Here is a 21022-nt window from a genome sequence, read left to right as displayed (position 1 = left end):
GGTCGAGACGGCCGATCAGCTCGGTGAGCAGCGCGTCGGCGTCGGGGCCTTCGGCCGGGATGACGGGGGCGGTGGAGGTGTCGGTCACAGAGTTCTCTCTCTTCATCGATCAGTCGGCCGTCATCGATCAGTCGGCGTGGGCGGCCACGAACGCGCGGCGCTCCTCGCGGCGCGCCTCCTGGCGCACGGGGTCGGCCACGGGGGCCGCCAGGAACAGGCGCTGGGTGTAGGGGTGCTCCGGGCGCGCGGTGACCTGGTCGCCGTCGCCCCACTCCACGATCTCGCCGTGGTACATCACGGCGACCCGGTGCGAGAGGTGCCGCACGACGGCGAGGTCGTGCGAGACGAAGAGGTACGCGACTCCGGTGCGCTCCTGGATCTCGGTGAAGAGATCGAGCACGCGCGCCTGGGTCGAGAGGTCCAGCGCCGAGACGGGCTCGTCGCAGACGATCAGCCGCGGCTCGAGGGCGAGCGCCCGCGCGATCGCGATCCGCTGCCGCTGACCGCCCGAGAACTCGCGGGGGAGCCGGTCGGCCGCCGACTGCGGCAGGCCCACCTGGTCGAGCAGTTCGCGCACGCGGGTGGAAGCGGCCTTGGCGTCGACCTTCCGCACCGTGAGCGGCTCCACCAGGATCTGCTCGATCGTCAGCGACGGGTTGAGCGAGGTGTACGGGTCCTGGAACACGACCTGGATCTCGGAGGAGAGCCCGCGGCGCTCGCGCCGGTTCAGGTGCGCGATGTCGCGGCCGTTGTAGAGGATCTCGCCACCGGTCACCGGGGCGAGCCCCAGCACCGCGCGGCCGAGCGTCGTCTTGCCCGATCCCGACTCCCCCACGAGACCGACGGTCTCGCCGGGGCGGATGTCGAGCGAGACGCCCTTGAGGGCCTTGAACGGCTGGGCGCGGAACCCCTTGCCGGGGTACTCGACGACGACGTTCTTGACGTCCAACAGCAGTTCGCTCATCGCGAGGCCTCCTTCGTGGCCGTGACGAGCGGTCCGCGCGCGGGCCCCTCCTCGAGGATCGCGTCGAACAGGGCGCGGGTGTACGGGTGGCGGGGGTCGGCGAAGATCGAGCGCACCGGTCCGGTCTCGACGATCCGGCCGTCGCGCATGACCGACACGCGGTCGCAGAGGTCGGCGACGACGCCGAAGTTGTGCGTGACGAGGATCATGCCCATGTCGAGCTCGGACTGCAGCTCGCGGAGCAGGTCGAGCACCTCGGCCTGCACGGTGACGTCGAGCGCGGTGGTCGGCTCGTCGGCGATCAGCAGGTCGGGGTCGCACGAGACGGCGCCGGCGATCAGCACGCGCTGGGCCATGCCGCCCGAGACCTCGTGCGGGTACGCGTCGAAGGTCCGCTGCGGGTTGGGGATGCCCACGCGGGCGAGCAGCGCGAGCGCCCGCTCCTTCGCCTCCGCCTTCGACAGGCCCAGGCACACGCGTATCGGCTGCACGAGCTGGGTCCCGATGGTGAACGAGGGGTCGAGGTTCGACATCGGCTCCTGGGGGATGTACGCGATGCGCTTGCCGCGCAGCTTCGTCATCTCCTTCTCGGAGAGGTGGGCGAGATCGGATCCGTCGAAGACGATCGAGCCGCCGGTGATGCGGCCGCCCTCGGGCAGCAGGCGCAGGACCGACCAGGCGGTCTGGGTCTTGCCCGAGCCCGACTCGCCGATGAGGCCGTGGATCTCGCCGCGGCGCACCGTGAGCGAGACGTCGTGCACAACGGTCTTCGTCGATCCGTCGCCCTGGCCGTAGCCGACCGAGAGGTTGGTGACGCGGAGGATCTCCTCGGCACTGGGCGCTCCGGCGGGCTCCTCGTGCACCACGGTCCGCGGCCGGGCCGCGTCCTCGTCGAGCATCGTCTGGATGCCGATCGTCGAGAGGCTGGTCGGCACGGTGGCCGGCGCCGAGGCCGCCTTGCGCTTCTTCGAGCGCTTCGAGCCGGAGGCGCTGCGCTCGAGCTCGTCGCGCATCGCGTTGCCCAGGAGGGTCAGCGCGATCGAGGTGAGACCGATCGCGAGGCTCGGCCAGAGCATCAGGATCGGGGCGTTGAAGACGTTCGAGAAGCCGTCGTTGAGCATCGAGCCCCAGGTCGGGATCGACAGGTCGCCGAGGCCGAGGAACTCGAGTCCGGCCTGGATCGCGATGGCGATGCCCGCGATGAGCGCCGCCTGGATGATGACGGGAGCGCGGACGACGGTGAGGATGTGCCGGGCGATGATGCGGCCGTTGCTGAGCCCCGAGACGCGGGCGGCGTCGACGAACAGCTCGCCGCGCACCGCGGTGACGGAGGCGTAGACCAGCCGGTGGAACGCGGGCGACAGCAGGACGCCGAAGATGGCCATCGACAGCCACATCGACGGGCCGATGACGGCACGGGCGGCGAGGAGCACCACGATGCCGGGGAGCGCCATCAGCAGGCCGGTCGTCCAGGCCGACACCGAGTCGAACCAGCCACCGAAGTAGCCGGCGAGCAGACCGCTCGTCACCCCGATGATCATCGCGACGAGAAGCGCGACCAGGGCGCCCGCGAGGCTGAACTGCGTGGCGAAGAGCAAGCGGGAGAGCACGTCGCGGCCGGCGCTGTCGGCACCGAGCAGGTGCGCGGCACCGGGCGCCCCGAGCACGTCCTGGAGCGACGCCTTGTTCGGGTCGGCAGGCGCGAGCAGGGGCGCGAGGATCGCCGAGAGCACGACGAGGGCGAGGAAGACGAGCGAGACGAGCCCGATCGGGTTGTGCAGGAGGCGGCGGAAGAGGTGCGTGCGGGCGGCTCGCTCCTCCATGCCCACCGTGAGGGACGGGTCGGGCAGCGGGGCGGTGGAGGTCATGAGAGTCGCACCTTCGGGTTGAGCCAGCCCTGGAGCAGGTCGATGAGCAGGTTGACGATGACGACGATGATCGCCGTGATGAGCACGAGGCCCATGACCAGCGGGATGTCGCCCTGGGTGGTCGCCGTGACCGCGACCTGGCCGAGGCCGGGGATCGCGAAGATCTGCTCGACGATCACCGCGCCGCCGAGGAGGCCGATGAACTGCACCGCGAGGACCGCGAGTGCGGGGCCTCCCGCGTTGCGGAGCACGTGCTGGAAGACCACGCGGGAGGCGGGAATACCACGCGACCGCAGCGTCCGCACGTAGTCCTGGCGGAGGGCGTCGATGACCGAGCCGCGGACCTGCTGGGCGACACCGGCGATGCCTCCGATCGCGAGGGCGATGATCGGCAGGGTGACGGTGGCGACCCAGCCCGAGAACGAGTCGGTGAGGTTGACGTAGCCGGTCGGCTTGAACAGACGGAGGTTGATCGCGAAGACCGTCACCAGCCCCAGCGCGATGAGGAAGCCGGGGATCGCGAAGCCGAGGATCGAGACCACCTGCACGAGCTTGTCGGCCCAGCCGCGGCGGACCGCGGCCCACACTCCGAGGACCACGGCGATGACCGCCGAGATGAGAGTGGCGCCGATGACCAGCGAGAGTGTGACGCTGACCCGGGTGCTGATGGCGGTCGTGACCGCCTGCCCGGTGAACCACGAGTTGCCGAGGTCGCCGGTGACGGCGTGGCCGAGCCAGCCGACGTACTGGGTCCAGATCGGCTGGTCGAGGCCGAGCTGCGCGGCCCGCTGGGCCACCGCCTCCGGCGTCGCGTTCTGTCCGAGGATGCGGCGGGCGATGTCGCCGCCGCCGAGGTAGAGGAGGGCGTACGCGACGACGGAGATCAGCACCACGAGGATGATCCCCGAGATGACGCGCCGCAGGATGAACCTGGTCATCAGTGGTTCCTTCGATCAAGGAGAGACAGCGCCCGAGCGCTGAGAAAGGGAGGGGCCGACCCGTGGGCCGGCCCCTTCACCACCGGATCAGGCCGGGGTGATGTTCCAGAGGTACGGGTAGGCGTTGCCCGTCTGGGTCTCGACCTTGGTGTTCGCATCGGTCACGAAGCTCGACTGCTGGCGGTACCAGGGGGCGAACCAGGCGTTGTCGACCGTGTACTTGTTGACGGCCTGGACGGCTGCGGCGTAGTCCGCCTCCGGGGCGGTGCGCACGGCCTCGATGAGGGTCTCGAGCTCGGGGTCGGCGTTCTTGAAGGGGTTGAAGATCGCGTTCGGGCTCAGCTCGAAGTTGATCAGAGCCCAGTCGGGGTCCTGCTGCAGCGTGAGCCAGGTGGCGGCGTACTTCGGAGCCAGGACATCGGCGATGAAGTTGTTGCCGGCGTCGGTGTAGGTCACCGTGATGCCGACCTCGGAGAGCTGCTGCTGGATGAGCGTGAACGTCGCGGAGCCGACCAGCGAGGAGCTGGGCATGTTCAGCTCGAAGCCGTCGGGATAGCCGGCCTCGGCGAGCAGCTCCTTGGCCTTCTCGGGGTCGTAGGGGTAGTCGTCGTCGAGCGACTCGTCGTAGCCCTCCGACGAGGTCGGGAAGATCTGCGTGGTCGGGGTGCCGTAGCCCTGGCCGATGGCCGTGAGCAGCGACTCCTTGTCGAAGGCGTAGTTGATCGCCTGGCGGACGCGGACGTCCTTGAGTGCGGGAGCGATCGTGCCGTCGCGGTCGAGCAGGAGGAGACCCGTCCAGTTGAGCTCGAAGGCGTTGACGGTGAAGCCCGACGCCTCGATCTCCTTGAGGTCGTTGTTGTCGACCGTGTTGGCCGCGTTGACCTGGCCGCCCTTGATCGCGTTCACCAGAGCGGTGGAGTCACTGTAGACGTTGATGACCAGGTCGTCGTAGTGGACCGACTCCTCGTCCCAGTAGCCGTCGCGCTTGGTGAAGGCGTAGGAGGTGCCGATGACGGTCTTCGACGCGTCGAGCTCGTAGGGGCCGGATCCGACGGGGGTGGTCTGGATGTCGGCGGACTCGAAGGCCGAGGGTGCCTCGACGAGGCCGGCGTTCTGCGTCAGGTAGAAGAGGAAGGTCGGGTTGGCCTGCTTGAGGGTCACCGTGACCGTCGAGGCGTCGGTCGCGACCGCGTCGGCGAGGTCGGCCATCTTGTTCGTGTCGGGCGAGTTGCCGTCGCGGAAGCGGATCAGGTTCTGGGCGACCGCGTCGGCGTCGAGCGTCGAGCCGTCCGAGAAGGTGACTCCGTCGCGGATCGTCAGGGTGAGGACGGTGCTGTCCTCGTTGTACTCCCACGCGGAGGCGAGGCCCTCGGTGATCGTGCCATCGGGCTCGGCCCGGAGGACGGTGTCGTACACGGCCTGCATGTAGGGCGACTCGTTGGCCCAGTACGAGTCCGCCGCGGCGAACGTCGACAGGGTCTGGATCGCGCCGAGAGTGAGCGTGCCGCCCGAGCCGTCGGAGGATCCTCCTCCCGAGTCGGCAGCGCAGCTGGTCAAGCCGACCATCGTGGTGATGGCGATCGCAGCGGCCGCCAGCCTCTTCCATCGGAACATCTTCGGTCTCCAGGTTCTCCCGGCACTTCCATGAGCCGGTGCCGAGGAAGCTAACACGAAAAACAGATGACCCCTAGGTTTTCATCGAAAAAACTTCGCGGCGTTAGGTTTTCGTGATTTTCGTGACCGGTCACGGGAATGCGGCGCCTCCGCATCTGCGCGCTGACGGGGAGAAACCTGAAAGCCGAATCGACACCAGGTTTTTGACTCGGAAACCTCAAGGGGCTAGGTTTCTCGCACCGGGGGGCGACGAACCTCCCCCTGCCCGCCTCACGGCGCCCGCAGCACCACCTCGCAACGACGCGCCAGGAGGCACTTCATGGCACTCCCCACCTCACCCCCGCGGCGTCCGCGCGGGCAGTACGCCAAGACGGCGGCCCGGCGCGCCGAGATCGTCCGCGCGGGCCTCGAGGTGTTCTCGGCGAGCGGGTACCACGCCGCCTCCCTCCGCGAGATCGCCGAGAAGGTCGGGCTCAGCCAGGCCGGCGTGCTGCACCACTTCGCCAACAAGTGGGAGCTGCTCTCGGCCGTGCTCACCCTCCGCGACGACCACTCGATCACCCGCGTGCCCAGCGGCGAGGCCGTCCCCGGGCTCGAGACCGTGCGCGCCCTCGTCGAGCTGGTCGCCTACAACACGCAGATCCCGGGCCTCGTCGAGCTGCAGTGCGTGCTCTCGGCCGAGGCGACGCACGCCGACCACCCGGCGCACGAGTACTTCGCGAACCGCTACCGCTACGTCGTCGACCTGTTCACCGACGCCTTCGGCGACATGCTCACCCGCGGCCAGCTCGTGCCCGGCGTCGACCCGCGCAGCGCCGCCATCCGGACCGTCGCCACCATGGACGGCCTGCAGGTGCAGTGGCTGCTGCAGCGCGACGCGCTCGACATGCAGACCGAGTTCCGCCGCTCCGTCCAGACCCTGACCACCGTGGAGGTGTGACCGTGGCGTTCACCCGCGATTCGACCCTCGGCACGGTGCTCGATCACGCCGACGCCTCCGTCGTCGTCCGCCGATTCGCTCCCGGAGTCGTCAACTCGCCGCTGCTCGTGCAGCTGCGCTCGGCGCCGCTGGGCCTGGTCATCGGCATGGACCCGCTGCTCAAGACCGACCCGGCCCGCGAGGAGTCGTTCTGGAGCGCTCTCGGCGCGGTCGACGACTCCGGAGTCGCGGCCCCGCGGCCCGAGCGCGTCGCGGTCGTGCCCCGCGACGACTACGACGACGCGCCCCGCTCCTCCGCACGGCTGCGCGCCGCCCCTCCGGGCACCGTGCAGGCGACCTGCGAGATCGTCGTCGACGGGCCCTCGCACGGCAACCCGTTCGTCGACGTCGAGTTCTCGGCCGAGTTCCGGCTCGGGGATCTCGTCGTGAGCGCCGGCGGCTTCTACGACGGCGACGGCGTGTACCGTGCCCGGTTCCTCCCCCGCGAGGCGGGCGTCTGGAGCGTCAGCACCTCGTCGACCGCACGCTCGCTCGACGGGCTGAGCGGCACGGTCGTCGTCGAGGAGGCGCTCCCGGAGGCGCACGGACCGGTCCGCGTCGCCGACACCTTCCACTTCGCGCACGAGGACGGCACCCGGCACCTCCCCCTCGGCACGACCGCGTATGCCTGGACGCATCAGGGCGCGGCCCTCGAGGAGGCGACCCTCGCGACGCTCGCGGAGGCCCCCTTCACGAAGGTGCGCATGTGCGTGTTCCCGAAGGCGTACCTGTACAACACGAACGAGCCCGAGCTGTACCCGTTCTCGCGCGGTGCGGACGGCGAGTGGGACTTCGACCGGCCCGAGCCGGCGTTCTTCCGCCACCTCGAGGAGCGCGTCGCCGATCTCGCCGCCCTCGGGATCCAGGCCGACCTGATCCTCTTCCACGCCTACGACCGCTGGGGCTTCTCGGACATGGGCCGTGCCGCCGACGACCTGTTCACCCGCTATGTCGTGCGGCGCCTGGCAGCGCAGCCGAACGTCTGGTGGTCGCTCGCCAACGAGTACGACCTGCTCTGGTCGAAGTCGGTCGACGACTGGGAGCGGCTCGCGGCGATCGTCGTCGCCGAGGACCCGGTGGGGCACCTGCTCTCGATCCACAACTGCTTCGGCTTCTACGACTACTCCCGGCCGTGGATCACGCACGCGAGCGTGCAGCGGATCGACGTCTACCGCACCGCCGAGAACACCGACGCCTGGCGCGAGGAGTGGGGCAAGCCCGTCGTCATCGACGAGTGCGCCTACGAGGGCGACATCGACCAGGGCTGGGGCAACATCACCGGCGAGGAGATGACCCGCCGCTTCTGGGAGGGCGCCGTCCGCGGCGGCTACGTCGGTCACGGCGAGACGTACCTCAACGACCGCGAGGAGCTCTGGTGGTCGAAGGGAGGCGAGCTCGTCGGCGACTCTCCCGCGCGGATCGCGTTCCTCCGCCGCCTCACCGCCGAGATGCCCGGTGGTCGCATCGACCCGCTGCCGTCGGACTGGGACGCCCCCTGGGGCGGATCGGGCGGCGTGCAGCTGGTCTACTTCGGCTTCAACCGGCCGCGCTTCCGCACGATCGTGCGGGATCCCGCCGATGAGTGGATCGTCGACGTCGTGGACACCTGGGGCATGACGGTGACGCGTGTACCCGGTGTCTTCTCGGGGTCGTTCCGCGTGGAGCTGCCGGCCCGGCAATTCATGGCGATCCGGCTGACGAAGGTGCTCTCGTGAGCGGCGTGCCTCCCCGCGTGCGGGTGATCTCGGACAACGACTACTCCGGCGACCCCGACGGGCTGGTGCAGCTCGCGCAGCACGCGCTGTCGCCCTCCGTCGAGCTCGCGCTCGTGATCGGCTCGCACCTGCGGCCCGACGACCCCTTCGACCCGTCGGGCCGGTCGGCCGACAACGCGGCGGAGGCGGCGCGCGCGGTGCTCGCGCTGTGCGGGCGCTCCGAGGTGCCGGTGATCGCGGGGTCGAACGTCGCGCTGGGCCCTCCTTCTGGACCGGGGGCGTCGTCGGAGGCGTCGCCCGCCGCCCGCGCGATCGTCGCGGAGGCGCTGCGCGAGGACCCGCGCCCGCTCTACCTCTGCGCAGGCGCCGGCCTCACCGAGGTCGCCGCGGCGCTGCGGCTCGAGCCGGCGATCGCCTCGAGGATGACGCTGGTCTGGATCGGCGGACCCGAGCACCCGGGCCTCGCCTCGCCTCCGCCCGGCGCCATGCCCATCGAGTACAACCTGCTGATCGACGTGCCCGCCGCCGCCGAGGTGTTCGCCTCCGAGCTGCCCATCGAGCAGTTCGCGCGCGACTCCTACCGCCAGGTGCTCGCCTCGACGGCCGAGCTGCGCGTGCGGATGCACGGCGCCGGAGCCCTCGGCCGCCACCTGTTCGACGCCCTCGACGCCGTGTCGGCGATGGGGGCGGCGCACGGACTCAGCTTCGGCGAGACCTACGCGCTCGGCGACAGCCCGCTCGTGCTCGCGACGGCGCTGCTCTCGGCGTTCGAGCCCGACACGTCGTCGAGCCGCAGCGTCCGCGTTCCGCGGCCCGGGCTCTCGGGCGAGGGGCAGTACGTGCCGGGGAACGGCGGGCCGGATGTGCGCGTCTACACCGCGGTCGACACGCGACTGCTGCTCGAGGACCTGTACGCGAAGCTGGCGCTGGCGGGGCTCAGCTCGCGCTGAGGGGTCGAGGCACGAGGTTTGCGTCCGCGAGCAGCCGCGCCGCAGCGAGCGTCGACAGGTCGTGGCCGTGCGCGCCGATCAGCTGCGCGGCGATCGGGAGGCCCGAGGAGGAGCCGAGCCCGATCGGGAGGACCGTCGACGGGCCCGTCGCGACATTCGCCAGGTTGCTCCACCGGCTGATCGTCCGCTCGTCCTCCGGCGCGATCGGAGCCGCGGGCGCCGCGGACGGCACCGTCGGTGCCAGCACCACGTCGACGTCGGCGATCGCGTCGTGCCAGCGGTCGCGGAGGCTCGCCTGGGCGTCCCAGTCGGCCCAGACCTGCGCGGCGGAAGCTCCCGCAGCGGGGTCGCCGACAGTGTCGAGTCCGGCCGGCGTGCCGTCGAGGGCTGCCCCGTAGGCGATCTCGTGCTGCACGAGCCGGTCGAACAGCCGCTCGGCCTCCTCTGTCGCCAGAGCGGAGTCGCGGATCACGCGGAGGACGGCCCCCGCCTCGCCGAGGCGGACCGCGAGGGCCTCGAGCGCCTCCGCCGTCTCGTCGTCGACCGGGGCCGACGCCTCCGACAGCCAGAGCCCGACCCGCAGCTCGCCGAGCGTCTCGAAGCGCGGGGCCGGCAGCGCGAGCCGCCAGGGCCCTGGTGACGCCGTCCCGGCGAGCACCTCGAAGAGCGCCGCCGTGTCGTCCGCACTGCGGGCGATGGGCCCCGCGACGGAGGCGGAGGGCTCGAGCCGCGTGCTCGTCCGCCACGGCAGGTGGCCGCGCTTCGAGACCACTCCGTTGCTGGGGCGGTGCCCGCAGACGCCGTTCCAGGCCGCGGGCACCCGGATCGACCCGACCAGGTCGCTGCCCAGATCGCCCCAGGACAGACCGGAGGCGACGGCCGCCGCGGAGCCGCCCGACGAGCCGCCGGCCGAGAGCCCCGCGCCCCACGGATTGACCGTGCGCCCGTAGACGTCGTTGGCGGTGTCGAGCGAGGCGAGGAACGCGGGCACGTTCGTCTTGCCGAGGATCACCGCGTCGGCCGCCCGCAGCGCCGCGACCGCGGGGGCGTCGCCCTGCGAGCGGTGCACGCTGCCGGCCGTGCCGACGCTGCCGACGAGCCCCTCGACCTCGAACGCGTCCTTGACCGTGACCGGCACCCCGGCGAGCGGCCCGAGCGGCTCGCCCCGCCGCCTCCGCTCGTCGACCGACGCCGCCGCGCGCAGCACCGCCTCCGGGTCGTGCGCCACCACGGTGGTGGGGTGCCCAGCGACGGCCGCGAGACGGCCGGAGGCGACCTCGACCGCCGACACCTCCCCCGCGGCGAGCGCCGCCCGCAGCTCCGCGATGCTCGAGAACGGGTCGATACCGGTCATGTGCGCCTCTTCCTCAGGGGATCCGTCCATACTCCCGTGCGCTACTCCCCCGCGCTGGCTCCCGCGCTCGCGCCCCTCCCTCGTCCTCCTTCGCCCTCCTTCGCCCGCGCTCCCGCCCGCCACGGCATCAGAACGGCGGCGGTGCCTGCGCCGTGGGGGCCTCGACCACCAGTACCCGGCCAGCCGGACTCGTCCACTCCACCGCCCCTCCGCCGAGGTTGGCCGGCTGCCACGTGCTGACGTGCCGGAGGCGGTGGTGAGACGGGCAGAGGTGCGCGAGATTGTCGGCGTCGGTCGCGCCTCCGTTCTGCCAGGGCACCGTGTGGTCCAGCTCACTGCTGCGCGCGGTGCGGAGGCAGCCCGGGAATCGGCAGGTCTCGTCGCGATGGGCGAGCGCCCTGCGCAGCTCGGCGGGCGGTCGGTACCGGCGTCGGTCGACTCCGAGCGTCACTCCGGTGAGCGGATGAGTGAGGATGCGGGTCAGGCCGGGAGCCGTCGCGGTCAGTTCGCGGGCGGTCTCGATGTCGATCGGCCCGTAGCCGTCGAGGACGGCGGACTCGTCGGAGCGGCCGAGCAGCGTGAGCACGGGAACGGTGACGGCGACGACGGCGCGGATGCCGCGGGGAACGAGGGTGCGGCGGCGAGATCCGGAGATGTCGCCTCCACGGCCCGAGACACCCGGATCCGCGGACGCACCCGGATCCGCGGACGCACCCGGATCGGAGTTCGTCGCCGTCTCGGCGCCGACCTCCCCCTCGAGGAGAACCGCTGTCGCCACGTCAGCCCGGATTTGCGCCAGCGTCCGAGGATCCTCCGCCCGCGCGGACGCGTCGCGCACCGAGCGCGCCGTGCGGTCGATCCGGTCGAAGGCGCCGTAGGCCTCCGGGGCGGGCACGTGCAGATGCAGGGTGGCCATTCCGTCGAGGTCGCCGTCGACCCAGACCCCGCGATCGTCGCGGCAGCGTCGGTGCCGCTCGGTCGGTGTCTGGGGGTGCAGCCTCTCGCGGAGGGCGCGGAGCCGCCGACGCAGCTGCGGCGGAGTGCAGGTCGTCACGAGCACGGCGGCCTCCTCGTCGAAGCGCGGGCGCACCTCCTCCGGGACCGAGACGACCTCGGACGTCACGGCCCTCGCGTGCTCATACGCGCAGTGGCCCGCCTTCAGCTCGGCGAGAGTCGCGGGCAGCTCGTTGACGAGGAGGCGGCTCTCCTCGACGAGGGCGGTCGCGTGCGACTCCGACAGCCGGAAGGTCGTCGCCACCTCGGCCACGTGCGCGCGCGCCGCCGCCTCGAGCCGTTCGTGCCTCTGCTGAACGCTCACCTGCACGAGTGCCTCGGGAACCGCATACGCCGTGCGTCTCGAGAGCTCGATCAGCTCGGCCTGCTCGGCGTCGACGCTCGCCCCGAAGCGCCGCAGAGCGGCCGCGGCGTCGAGGGCCTGACCGTACGCCTCCTCGCAGCGCGCGTGCAGCGAGGGACCGCCCCCGGCGGGTGGTGCGTACGGATCGATCGTGGCCATGACCGGAGGATGACACCGACCACCGACATCGAACCCGAGCAAGTGTCAGGTGCGGACGATTCGCGCCCGACCGGAGGTGGATCGCTCTACGACCGCTTCTCGCAGGAGGTCGTTGGCGAAGAAGTGGTTGTGGTGCCGCTTCAGAGGACTGCCACCGCGGCGCATCAGGGTCGTGTTGAGCTTGTAGGCGGCGTCCACGAACGGAGCGAAGTCGAGGGCGTCAGCGAACTGCCCCCAGTCGTCGAACTCCCACTGGAGCACATCCGCACTCTTGTAGGGCGTCTCGAACTCGTTCGCGAAGACGGCGGGCAGCTCCTCCACGCCTTCTTCGACGAGGCGCGCCTCGAAAGTCGGGGCATCGATGTTCACGCAGATGGCGATGCTCCCGCTCGACAGGTCCTCCCCCACGTAGACCGTCTCGAGCACACCGCAGCTGAGGGTGAGGAGACGTCGAGCCTTCTTCGTCCTCTTCGTCAAAGGAAGAGCCGACAGCGTCCACAGGGCCTGCTGAGTCCCGAAAGGGTCTGCGATCGTCTCGCCGACGTAGCGCCCGAGCGAGTGAGACAGGTCTCGGTAGTCGGATCGACGCGCGAGCTCCCAGAATCGACCGGGCAGAGTCGCCCCGCCCTCGTCTCCGATGAGCCCTCGCCGCTCCCGCTCCCACGGCAGAAGGACGCTGCGCCCTTCTTCGACGGTGACCCCGAGGTCCTCCGCCCCACCGGGCCAGCCCGTCAGGGCGAGATTGCGCAGACTATGGTCCGCCTCCTGGCGCCTAATCTCTCCCACCTCGTAGTGGTCGAGCAACTCGGGCCGGCAGGGCGCGAACGCCAGAGCGATGACGTCCCCGTGGTGACGCCGGTGTGTCGCGTAGCGGCTGACGATGTTCCTCGTCTGGCCCACGTACCGCTGGCCGTTCTCGAACTCGAGGACGTAGATGCCGCAGGGCCTTCTTGCCCATGAAGAGGGCCGCTGCCGAGCCCGCCTCGCTCATGTCGTAGCGGACGAAGCCCAAGGGCGGGCGCAGTTCTGCTGTCATGTGACGCACCCTACGGGGGCACCTGACCCAGAACTCGCCCCGCCTCAGCGGTCCTGCGCGTCCCCGCCCAGCTGGCCGATCGCGGGCAGCGGCCCGCCGTCGTCCGCGCCTGTGCCGCGCCAGCGCGCGACCGCGTTGCCCAGGTGGTAGATCACCAGGGCGGCCGCCGCGCCCAGCACGATGCCTCCGAGCTCGAAGCCGCCGGACGAGAACGCGAAGCCCGCGATCGCGATCACGAGCGACACCGCGGCCGTGTACTGGTTGACCGGGCGGGAGAAGTCGACGCGGTTGTCGATCCAGATCTTGATGCCGATCACGCCGATGAGTCCGTAGAGGGCGGTGGTCGCGCCTCCGAGGACCCCGGCGGGGATCGAGTTGAAGACGGCGCCGACCTTGGGCGAGAGGCTCAGCAGCACGGCCGTGACGCCGGCGACCCAGTAGGCGGCGGTCGAGTAGACGCGGGTCGCGGCCATCACGCCGATGTTCTCGCCGTAGGTGGTGGTGCCCGAGCCGCCGAAGGCGCCCGAGACGGTGGTCGCCAGGCCGTCGGCGATCAGCGCGCGGCCGGTGTGCGCGTTGACGGAGGAGTCGGTCATGGTCGCGACGCCGCGCACGTGCCCGACGTTCTCGGCGATGAGCACGAGCACCACGGGGAGGAACATCGCGATGCCCGACCACGTCGATCCGCTCGCGAAGTCGGGGAACGTGAACGGAGGAAGCCCCACCCAGGCCGCGTCGGCGACGGCCGAGTAGTCGATCTCGTTGCGCACCAGCGCGACGAGGTAGCCGATCACGACGCCGACGAAGATCGAGATGCGGCCGAGGAAGCCGCGGAAGAACACGCTGCCGAGCACGATCGCGGCGAGGGTGACGGTGCCCGTGACGGGCGCCTGCTGGAACGAGAGCCACGCCGTCGGCGCGAGGTTGAAGCCGATCAGCGCCACGATCGCGCCCGACACCACGGGAGGCATCAGCCGGTCGATCCAGCCGAGGCCGGCGAACTGCACCACGACGCCGACCGCCGCCAGCAGCAGGCCCACGGCCACGACTCCGGCGAGCGCCGAGCCCGTGCCCCCGGCCGCGGTCGCGGCGGTGACCGGGGCGATGAAGGCGAAGCTCGAGCCGAGGTAGCTGGGCAGCTTGTTGCGCGTGATCACGAGGAACAGCAGCGTGCCGACCCCCGAGAACAGCAGCGTCGTGGCGACCGGGAAGCCGGTGAGCACGGGCACGAGGAACGTCGCGCCGAACATGGCGACGACGTGCTGGATGCCGATCGCGATCGTGGCGGGCCAGCTCAGCCGCTCGCCGGGAGCGACGACGGCGCCGGGCGCGACGGTGCGACCGTCGCCGTGCAGGGTCCAGATGGGCATGGTGCTCCTCGGCGGGAAGAGGCGGGTGGGGGCGGTCCAGAGTAGCGAGGGCCCGGCCCCGCCTGCGACGCTCCTCCGAGGCGCCCGGCGCGCCGGGTGAAAGCGGCGCGCGCCTCCCGGACACAGGGGAGCATGAGGAACATGCCAGCTCCCCTCGCGGGCCCCGACCGGTTCGCCGCGGTCGCCGCCGCGGTCGCCGATCCGGTCCGCCGCTACCTCTGGCGCCGCACCGACGAGGCGACGGCCGACGACGTGCTCGCCGCGACGCTCTCGGTGCTCTGGCGCCGCCCCGACGACATCCCCGACGACCCGGTGCCGTGGGCGATCGGAGTCGCGCGGCTGCAGCTGCAGAACGCGCGCCGCACGCAGCGCCGCCAGGTGCTCCTCGCGCAGCGCATCGCCGTGGTCGACCCGCCGCAGGTCCGCGTCGACGCAGAGGAGGGGCCCTCGGAGTCGGACGAGACCGTGCGCCTCGTCCTCGCGCGCCTGCGCGAATCGGACGCCGAGCTGCTCCGCCTCTGGGCGTGGGAGGAGCTCGACTCCCGCGCGATCGCCGACGTGCTCGGCGTCACGCCGAACGCCGCGTCGATCCGGCTGCACCGCGCCCGGCGGCGCTTCGCCGAGCTGTTCGCGCAGATCAGAGCAGGAGGATCCCGATGACCGGAATCGACGACGACGAGGTCCGCTGGCGGATGCGCTCCGCGGACCCGGCCCGTGCGCTGGCCCCGCTGACCGCCGACGAGCTCGCCGCGCACCTCGCGGCGGCCACCGGAGACGAGGCCCCCCGGCACACGCCGACCCGCCGCTCGCGCTGGACGATCGCGGGCGTGGGCGCCCTGAGCGCGGGCGCCGCCGCCTCCCTCCTGCTGCCGCTCGCCTTCGGGGTGGGAGGCGGAGCCGCGTCCACCCTCGAGCTGCCCGCGACCGGCGGCCCGATGGCGATGTGCGCACCCGTCGACCCGGCGGCGCTCCAGCCCGCCGAGGTCGCGTTCCGCGCCGAGGTGACGGGCATCGACCGGGGCGTCGTCACCCTGAGCGTCGTCGACCGGTACGCCGGCGACGTCGCCGACTCGGTCGAGGTCACGCAGTCGCCGGAGTCGGCCGTGGACGGCGCGCCGATCACCTTCGAGCAGGGCGTCGACTACCTCGTGGCGGCGTCGGGCGGCACGATCCTCACCTGCGGACTGAGCGGCCCCGACTCCCCCGAGCTCGAGAGCGTCTACCGGGAGGCGTTCGCGCTGCGCTAGGCGAGGCAGTGTCCGTCACCCGACCCCTCCCTGGCAAGGCCCTTAGCAAGCGGCCGGAGCACGACGGACGCTGAAGGCTCCCGATCCTTCTGGAGGCAATGGTGTTCTTCCACGTGCAGCGACTCATCAACGACATCGAGCAGGACGAGCCGGATCCCGCAGCCGCGAACGCGCTCCAGGAGGGGCTCGGCGGTCAGTTCGGCGAGATGCGGACGATGATGCAGTACCTCTTCCAGGCGATGAACTTCCGCGGCGCCGACGCGAAGCCCTACCGCGACCTCATCCAGGGCATCGGCACCGAGGAGATCAGCCACGTCGAGCTGATCGGCACCACCATCTCGCGCCTTCTCGACGGCTCGCCGCAGTACCAGGGCAAGCCGACCGACCCGCTCGACAAGCCCGGTGCCGGCGGCGCGACTCCGCTGAACATCGCGCTCGACACGAGCAACATCCACCACTATCTCGTCGGTGCGCAGGGCGCCCTGCCGGTCGACTCCGTGGGCAACCCGTGGAGCGGCAGCTACGTCTACAACTCCGGCAACCTCGTGCTCGACCTGCTCTACAACCTCATGCTCGAGTCGACCGGTCGCCTGCAGAAGTCGCGCATCTACGAGATGACCGCCAACAAGACGGCCCGCTCGACGATCGCCTACCTCATCGTCCGCGACCAGGCGCACGAGAACGCCTACGCGAAGGCGCTCGAGACCCTCGGCATCGACTGGAAGAAGACCCTGCCGATCCCGAAGACGAACGCCGAGAAGTTCCCCGAGGTGAAGAAGCTCCTCGACCTGGGACTGCAGAGCAAGCAGTACACCTTCGACCTCGAGGGCGCGTCGGAGGCGGGCAAGATCTTCCGCGGCGCCTCGCCGTCGAACGACGGCACCGATCTCGAGTCGAAGGAGCAGGCACCCGAGGGCGTGCCCTCCGTCATCGCCCCCGAGCGCTTCGAGGAGTACGCACCGGGCCTGGACCCCGATCTGCTGAAGCTCATCCAGACGACGGCCGAGATGGAGCTCGACGAGATCAGCTCGTTCTACGGGCCGACCGCGAAGTAGCGGGTGCCGGACTTCCGGCTCCTCGAGCCGCGCCTCAGCGCAGGGGCCCGTCTCGAGGAGCTCGCCGCGGCCGCCGGGCTCACGCTCGGCGGCCGCGGCGATGTCGTGGTCACGAGCGTCACCGTGTCGCACCGCGAGGTGCGAGCGGGGGCGCTCTTCGCCGCGCTCCCCGGCCGCCGGTCGCACGGCGCCGAGTTCGCCGCCCGAGCCGCCGCGGCGGGTGCCGTCGCCGTGCTGACCGACGAGGCCGGGACCGCCGCGGCGCGCGCCTCCGGACTGCCCGTCCTCGTGAGCCCCGACCCGCGCGTCGCCCTGGGGACCGTCGCCGCCCGCGTCCACGGCACCGACCGGGTGCGGCCGACGCTCCTCGGGGTGACGGGCACCAACGGCAAGACGAGCACGGTGCACCTGCTCGACGCCGTGCTGCGGCAGCTCGGAGTGACCTCGGGTATCAGCTCGACGGCCGAGCGGCGCAGTGCCGAGCACGCGGTCGCGAGCCGCCTCACGTCTCCGGAGGCGTCGGAGCTGCACGCGCTCCTCGCGCGCATGGTCGAGGACGGCGTCGAGACCGCCGCGATCGAGGTCAGCGCGCAGGCGCTCGTCCGCTCGCGCCTCGAGGGGATCGTCGTCGACGTCGCCGGCTTCACCAACCTCAGCCACGACCACCTCGACGACTTCGGTGATCTGAGCACCTACCTCCGGGCGAAGCAGCGGCTCTTCCGGCCCGATCGGAGCCGCCGCGGAGTCGTCGTCGTCGACACGGAGGCGGGTCGCACGGTCGCCGCGGAGGCGGAGGTGCCGGTGGTCACCGTCGGCACGCGCGACGCCGACTGGACCGTGGACGTGCTCGCGACGACGGCGACCGGCACGCGCCTCGCCCTCACCGCCCCCGACGGCTGGTCGATGACCACCTCCGTCCCGCTGATCGGCCGGCACATGGCCTCGAACGCCGCCCTCGCGATCGTGATGCTGGCGGAGGCGGGGCACCCGCGGTCCGCGATCGCCGCGGCACTCGCCTCCGGGATCGACGTCTCGGTGCCGGGCCGCACCCTGCTCGTGTCCGGGGCCCGAGGGCCGCGCCTCTACGTCGACTTCTCGCACACCCCCGACTCGGTCGCCCGCACCGTCGACGCCCTGCGCGAGGTGACCCCGGGTCGCGTGCTCGTCATCCTCGGCGCCGACGGCGACCGCGACCCCAGCAAGCGCGCACCGATGGGCCGCGCCGCCGCCGACCGCGCCGACCTCGTGATCGTCACCGACCACCACCCGCGCTTCGAGGATCCGGCGCAGATCCGCCGGGCCCTGCTCGAGGGCGCTCTCGGGCGGGGCTGCGAGGTGCGCGAGGTCGCCGAGCCCGCGCTGGCCGTCCGTGCCGCGCTCGGCGACGCGCGCGCCGAGGACTCCATCCTCTGGGTCGGCCCCGGCGACACCGACTACCGCGTGGTGCGGGGCGTCGACCTGCCGTACTCGCCCCGCGCCGACGCGGCGCTCGCGCTCGCGGAGGCGGGGTGGGCGGTGTGACGGTGCCGGGCCGCACAACTGAGGCTGGATCGAGCGGAACGTCGAGAATTCGGGTATCGAGTCGTTTCAGCCTTGGTTGTGAGGCGGTTCTGCGGATCACCGGCACGCGGGGGCGCTCAGACCGGCCTGCGGGAACGACTGCCCGGGGTGCGCCGGCCTGATCACGGTCGCGAGGTGGTCGAAGGCGGCCCGGGTGGTCGCACCGCCTCCCGGAGGCGCGACGCAGTCGGTGCTCGCCGCGGCGAAGTCGTCGACGACCCGGCCCGACCCGTCCGCCGCCTCCGCGTCTACCACTCCGCCGATGCCGTAGCCGCTCCCCCGGTCGGTCATCGCCGTCATCGTGCCGAGGATCGACGGCCAGGCGGCGGAGTCGGTCAGCGAGCGCCCCGCGCCGCCCGCGCCGTCGAGGACCGAGAAGCTGAGCACCGTCGCGCCCAGCTGCATCGATGCCGCCCCGGTGAAGGCGGCCTCGATCTCCTGCGCCAGACGGAGCAGCTCCTCCGCGGGCCGCTCACCGTGCACGACGACCTCGGACGCGGGGAGCCCGCCACCGGCCGGTCGGCCGATGGTCCACTCCGGAACCCCCTGCGAGATCGCCGAGCCGGCCGCGAGGAACCTCCCGAGCACACCGATCGCCGTGTCGGTGCTGCCCGCGAGCCCGACCTCGATCACGGAGTCGCCGTCGAACGTCCGCACCGCCACGGTGCCGTCGACATCGCGGCGCAGCGCGTCCCAGCCCTCGAGCGCGGCGACGACCGCCCGCGGATCGGCGTGGACGTCGGCGATCGCGAAGACGTCGTCGTCGATGCGCTGGGTGAACCCGCTCGAGGCGAGCCCGGCGGGGACGCCGTCGAGCGCCTCGGTCGCGGCCTGCGCGACCGTCGTCGCGGTCGCGATCAGCTGGTCGACGGTGCACTCCTCGGAGGCGGTCACCTCGACGTCGAACACGGCCGGGACCGACCGCGACAGCAGCGGCCGCGGCCGCGAGTCCGTGGCGCTCTCGAGCACGCAGTCGTCCAGCGCCAGGGCCGCGTCGAGCCCCGGCCCGTGGTCCGCCGAGCAGCCGGTGAGCGTGCCGGCGAGCAGTGCTCCAGCGAGCAGAGCCGCGCCGAGGAGTCGTCGATACCGCGCCATCGTGCCACCTGTCCCCGGAGGCGCCTTGCCGCCGGTCTCGAGAGGTGACAGTATCGACAATCGATACGAACCGCACGATATTCGATACAGGAGCTCCCGATGCCCCGAACCGTCCTCGTCGCGCTCCGCGCGCTGCTCGTCCTGCTCCTGCTCGGCTCGCTGCTGGTCCAGCTCAGCGTCGGCTCGGTCGCCCTCACCGCCCTCGACGGCGGGCCCGTCGACGGAGTCCTGGTCGCCGTGGTCGTCGCCGGCGTGCTCTGCATCGAGGTCGTGCTGGTGTCGATCTGGCGCCTGCTCACCCTCGCCCGCGACGACGCGCTGTTCGCCGGCGATCACCGCTCCGACCTCTGGGTCGACCTCGCGATCGGCGCCTTCGTCGCCGGCTCCGTCCTCGCGACGGTCGGCGCCGTCGCTGTCTTCGCGGCCGTGCCCGCCCCGCTCCCCGCGCTCGCCTTCGCCCTGGTCGCCGTGGCGAGCGCCGCCCTCGCCCTGCTCGTGGTCGTGATGCGCCGCCTCCTGCACCTCGCCGTCGAGCAGCGCAGCGAGCTCGCCGAGGTCGTCTGATGGCGATCGTGATCAACCTCGACGTCGAGCTGGCCAAGCGCAAGATGTCGGTCACCGACCTCGCCGCCGCCGTCGGCATCACCACCGCCAACATCTCGATCCTCAAGAACGGCCGCGCCAAGGCCGTCCGCTTCTCGACCCTCGATGCCATCTGCGAGGTCCTCGGCTGCCAGCCGGGCGACATCCTGACCCACGTGCCGGAGGACGTCGGGAGCAGTGCGGATCTGCGCGGTGACCGAGCAGCCCGCTGACGCGCCGCGCCTCGGAGGTCGCCTGCTCACTGCGGGCGTCGTGCAGCTGGTGGCCGTCGTCGCGCTCGGCGTACTGGGGCCCATAGCGCCCCTCTACCGCGTCGCCGACCTGAGCGTTCAGGAGGCGCTGGGCTGGGGGACGATCGTGATCGGCCCGGTCGTCCCGACGTTCTTCGGGATCGAGCTCGTCCTCCTCGCGGGCGGCGTGGTATCGGTGCTGGTCGGCCTCGTGCTCCCGGCGGCTCCGCGCGCCGATTCCTGGGTCCGCACCGCGATCGGCGTCGCGGGGGCGCTCCTGCTGATCATCTGCGTTCCGTGCGCGGTCTTCTTCTCGCTCCTGTTCACGACGAGCTGGTACTCGGTGCTCCCGTCGGTGAGCGACGGCGGTTGCCGCATCGTCGTGCGCGAGTTCGGGTTCCTCCGCGCGGGTGGCGGATCGGTGGGAGTGGTGCGGCCCGGCTCCGCGGTCGCGGAATGGGTCGAGGACTACTGGGCGGACGACGGCTACGCGCCTTTCAGCGCCGGCGACTACGACCTGCGGTGGACCGGGGAGCAAGCTCGTCTCCGCCTCGGAGTGAAGGGCACCGACGGGGTGTCGATGGCGGACGACGGCGTGATCGACTGTCGCTGAGGCACGTCGTCGCCGCTAGGTGCACAACATGAGCTGAGAGCAGGGTCCCTCGCCCCACGGCGGAGGCCGTCCCTTCTCAGCACATGTTGTGCGCCGGTCGCCGGCGGCAGCGGAGTCGTGGAGAGGGCACGCCTCCCGATCACCCCCGCGAAGGGGGACGCCACGCGCGCTCGATCGACCCCGGCCGGAAACAGGGCGGCAACACACCACCCCGAGACTGGGGAGGTTCCAAGCCCCCTCCCACTCGATCCGAAGGTTCACGCTTGTCTCACTCCCCCCTCCGGAGGGTCGCCCGACTCTCCGCCGCCACCGCCC

At 71.7% G+C, this 21022-nt stretch carries 19 protein-coding genes; 10 read left to right on the top strand and 9 right to left on the bottom strand.

The window, feature by feature from the left end:
- Positions 1-127: 127 nt before the first annotated feature.
- The 4 genes from GSU68_RS03525 to GSU68_RS03510 all read right to left on the bottom strand — a co-directional run bounded on the left by GSU68_RS03525 (position 128) and on the right by GSU68_RS03510 (position 5384).
- Positions 128-964, bottom strand: a complete 837-nt coding sequence (locus tag GSU68_RS03525; RefSeq protein ID WP_159905726.1) for an ATP-binding cassette domain-containing protein — start codon at positions 962-964, stop codon at positions 128-130.
- Positions 961-2832, bottom strand: coding sequence for a dipeptide/oligopeptide/nickel ABC transporter permease/ATP-binding protein (locus GSU68_RS03520; RefSeq protein WP_159905725.1), 1872 nt, complete (start codon positions 2830-2832; stop codon positions 961-963). The genes GSU68_RS03525 and GSU68_RS03520 overlap by 4 nt, the downstream gene beginning before the upstream one ends.
- A complete protein-coding gene (locus GSU68_RS03515) occupies positions 2829-3770 on the bottom strand; it encodes an ABC transporter permease (protein WP_159905724.1) in 942 nt (313 codons plus the stop codon). Before GSU68_RS03515 ends, GSU68_RS03520 begins: the two co-directional genes overlap by 4 nt.
- Before the next feature lie 87 nt (positions 3771-3857).
- A complete protein-coding gene (locus GSU68_RS03510) occupies positions 3858-5384 on the bottom strand; it encodes an ABC transporter substrate-binding protein (RefSeq protein WP_159905723.1) in 1527 nt (508 codons plus the stop codon).
- 319 nt (positions 5385-5703) lie between these two features.
- Between GSU68_RS03510 and GSU68_RS03505 the strand changes: the two genes are divergently transcribed.
- The 3 genes from GSU68_RS03505 to GSU68_RS03495 are packed head-to-tail and all read left to right on the top strand — an operon-like array spanning position 5704 to position 9028.
- On the top strand, positions 5704-6324 hold the full coding sequence (locus tag GSU68_RS03505; RefSeq protein WP_159905722.1) for a TetR/AcrR family transcriptional regulator: 621 nt from the start codon (positions 5704-5706) through the stop codon (positions 6322-6324).
- Between the two features lie 2 nt (positions 6325-6326).
- The gene (locus GSU68_RS03500) at positions 6327-8078 is read left to right on the top strand and encodes a DUF5605 domain-containing protein (RefSeq protein WP_244259374.1); all 1752 of its coding nucleotides are present in this window, start codon (positions 6327-6329) and stop codon (positions 8076-8078) included.
- On the top strand, positions 8075-9028 hold the full coding sequence (locus GSU68_RS03495) for a nucleoside hydrolase (RefSeq protein WP_208544642.1): 954 nt from the start codon (positions 8075-8077) through the stop codon (positions 9026-9028). The genes GSU68_RS03500 and GSU68_RS03495 overlap by 4 nt, the downstream gene beginning before the upstream one ends.
- On the opposite strand, the gene GSU68_RS03490 is transcribed toward GSU68_RS03495, so the two are convergent.
- From GSU68_RS03490 to GSU68_RS03475, 4 genes are all read right to left on the bottom strand, one after another.
- Positions 9015-10382: an amidase family protein gene (locus GSU68_RS03490; RefSeq protein ID WP_159905721.1), complete on the bottom strand. Its 1368-nt coding sequence runs from the start codon at positions 10380-10382 to the stop codon at positions 9015-9017. The genes GSU68_RS03495 and GSU68_RS03490 overlap by 14 nt on opposite strands.
- Before the next feature lie 127 nt (positions 10383-10509).
- Positions 10510-11898 carry an HNH endonuclease signature motif containing protein gene (locus GSU68_RS03485; protein WP_159905720.1) on the bottom strand — a complete coding sequence of 463 codons (1389 nt, stop codon included), beginning with the start codon at positions 11896-11898 and terminating at the stop codon, positions 10510-10512.
- A 45-nt stretch (positions 11899-11943) separates the two neighbouring features.
- Entirely contained in the window at positions 11944-12798 is an 855-nt protein-coding gene (locus GSU68_RS03480; protein ID WP_159905719.1) for a hypothetical protein, read from the bottom strand.
- A 180-nt stretch (positions 12799-12978) separates the two neighbouring features.
- The gene (locus GSU68_RS03475; RefSeq protein ID WP_159905718.1) at positions 12979-14304 is read right to left on the bottom strand and encodes a solute carrier family 23 protein; all 1326 of its coding nucleotides are present in this window, start codon (positions 14302-14304) and stop codon (positions 12979-12981) included.
- A 141-nt stretch (positions 14305-14445) separates the two neighbouring features.
- On the opposite strand from GSU68_RS03475, the gene GSU68_RS03470 reads away from it, so the two are divergent.
- The 4 genes from GSU68_RS03470 to GSU68_RS03455 all read left to right on the top strand — a co-directional run bounded on the left by GSU68_RS03470 (position 14446) and on the right by GSU68_RS03455 (position 18127).
- Positions 14446-14964, top strand: coding sequence for a sigma-70 family RNA polymerase sigma factor (locus GSU68_RS03470; protein WP_159905717.1), 519 nt, complete (start codon positions 14446-14448; stop codon positions 14962-14964).
- Complete coding sequence (locus tag GSU68_RS03465) at positions 14961-15551, top strand: hypothetical protein (protein ID WP_159905716.1); 591 nt, start codon at positions 14961-14963, stop codon at positions 15549-15551. The genes GSU68_RS03470 and GSU68_RS03465 overlap by 4 nt, the downstream gene beginning before the upstream one ends.
- Positions 15552-15652: 101 nt before the next feature.
- Positions 15653-16606, top strand: a complete 954-nt coding sequence (locus GSU68_RS03460; protein WP_159910101.1) for a manganese catalase family protein — start codon at positions 15653-15655, stop codon at positions 16604-16606.
- A gap of 3 nt (positions 16607-16609) precedes the next feature.
- A complete protein-coding gene (locus GSU68_RS03455; RefSeq protein WP_159905715.1) occupies positions 16610-18127 on the top strand; it encodes a UDP-N-acetylmuramoyl-L-alanyl-D-glutamate--2,6-diaminopimelate ligase in 1518 nt (505 codons plus the stop codon).
- 96 nt (positions 18128-18223) lie between these two features.
- On the opposite strand, the gene GSU68_RS03450 is transcribed toward GSU68_RS03455, so the two are convergent.
- Positions 18224-19261, bottom strand: coding sequence for a hypothetical protein (locus GSU68_RS03450; RefSeq protein ID WP_159905714.1), 1038 nt, complete (start codon positions 19259-19261; stop codon positions 18224-18226).
- A gap of 99 nt (positions 19262-19360) precedes the next feature.
- Here GSU68_RS03450 and GSU68_RS03445 point away from each other — a divergent pair, with 99 nt between their 5' ends.
- From GSU68_RS03445 to GSU68_RS03435, 3 genes are read left to right on the top strand one after another with little or no spacing between them, the layout of a single operon-like run.
- A complete protein-coding gene (locus GSU68_RS03445; RefSeq protein WP_159905713.1) occupies positions 19361-19825 on the top strand; it encodes a DUF2975 domain-containing protein in 465 nt (154 codons plus the stop codon).
- On the top strand, positions 19825-20076 hold the full coding sequence (locus tag GSU68_RS03440) for a helix-turn-helix transcriptional regulator (RefSeq protein WP_159905712.1): 252 nt from the start codon (positions 19825-19827) through the stop codon (positions 20074-20076). Before GSU68_RS03445 ends, GSU68_RS03440 begins: the two co-directional genes overlap by 1 nt.
- Positions 20057-20707, top strand: a complete 651-nt coding sequence (locus GSU68_RS03435) for a hypothetical protein (protein WP_159905711.1) — start codon at positions 20057-20059, stop codon at positions 20705-20707. Before GSU68_RS03440 ends, GSU68_RS03435 begins: the two co-directional genes overlap by 20 nt.
- Positions 20708-21022 lie beyond the last annotated feature (315 nt).

Source organism: Rathayibacter sp. VKM Ac-2759, from assembly GCF_009834225.1.
In the GTDB taxonomy this organism is placed as follows: Bacteria; Actinomycetota; Actinomycetes; order Actinomycetales; family Microbacteriaceae; genus Rathayibacter.
The sequence above is the reverse complement of the archived record's forward strand: the minus strand, read 5'-3'. Positions and strand labels throughout refer to the sequence as shown.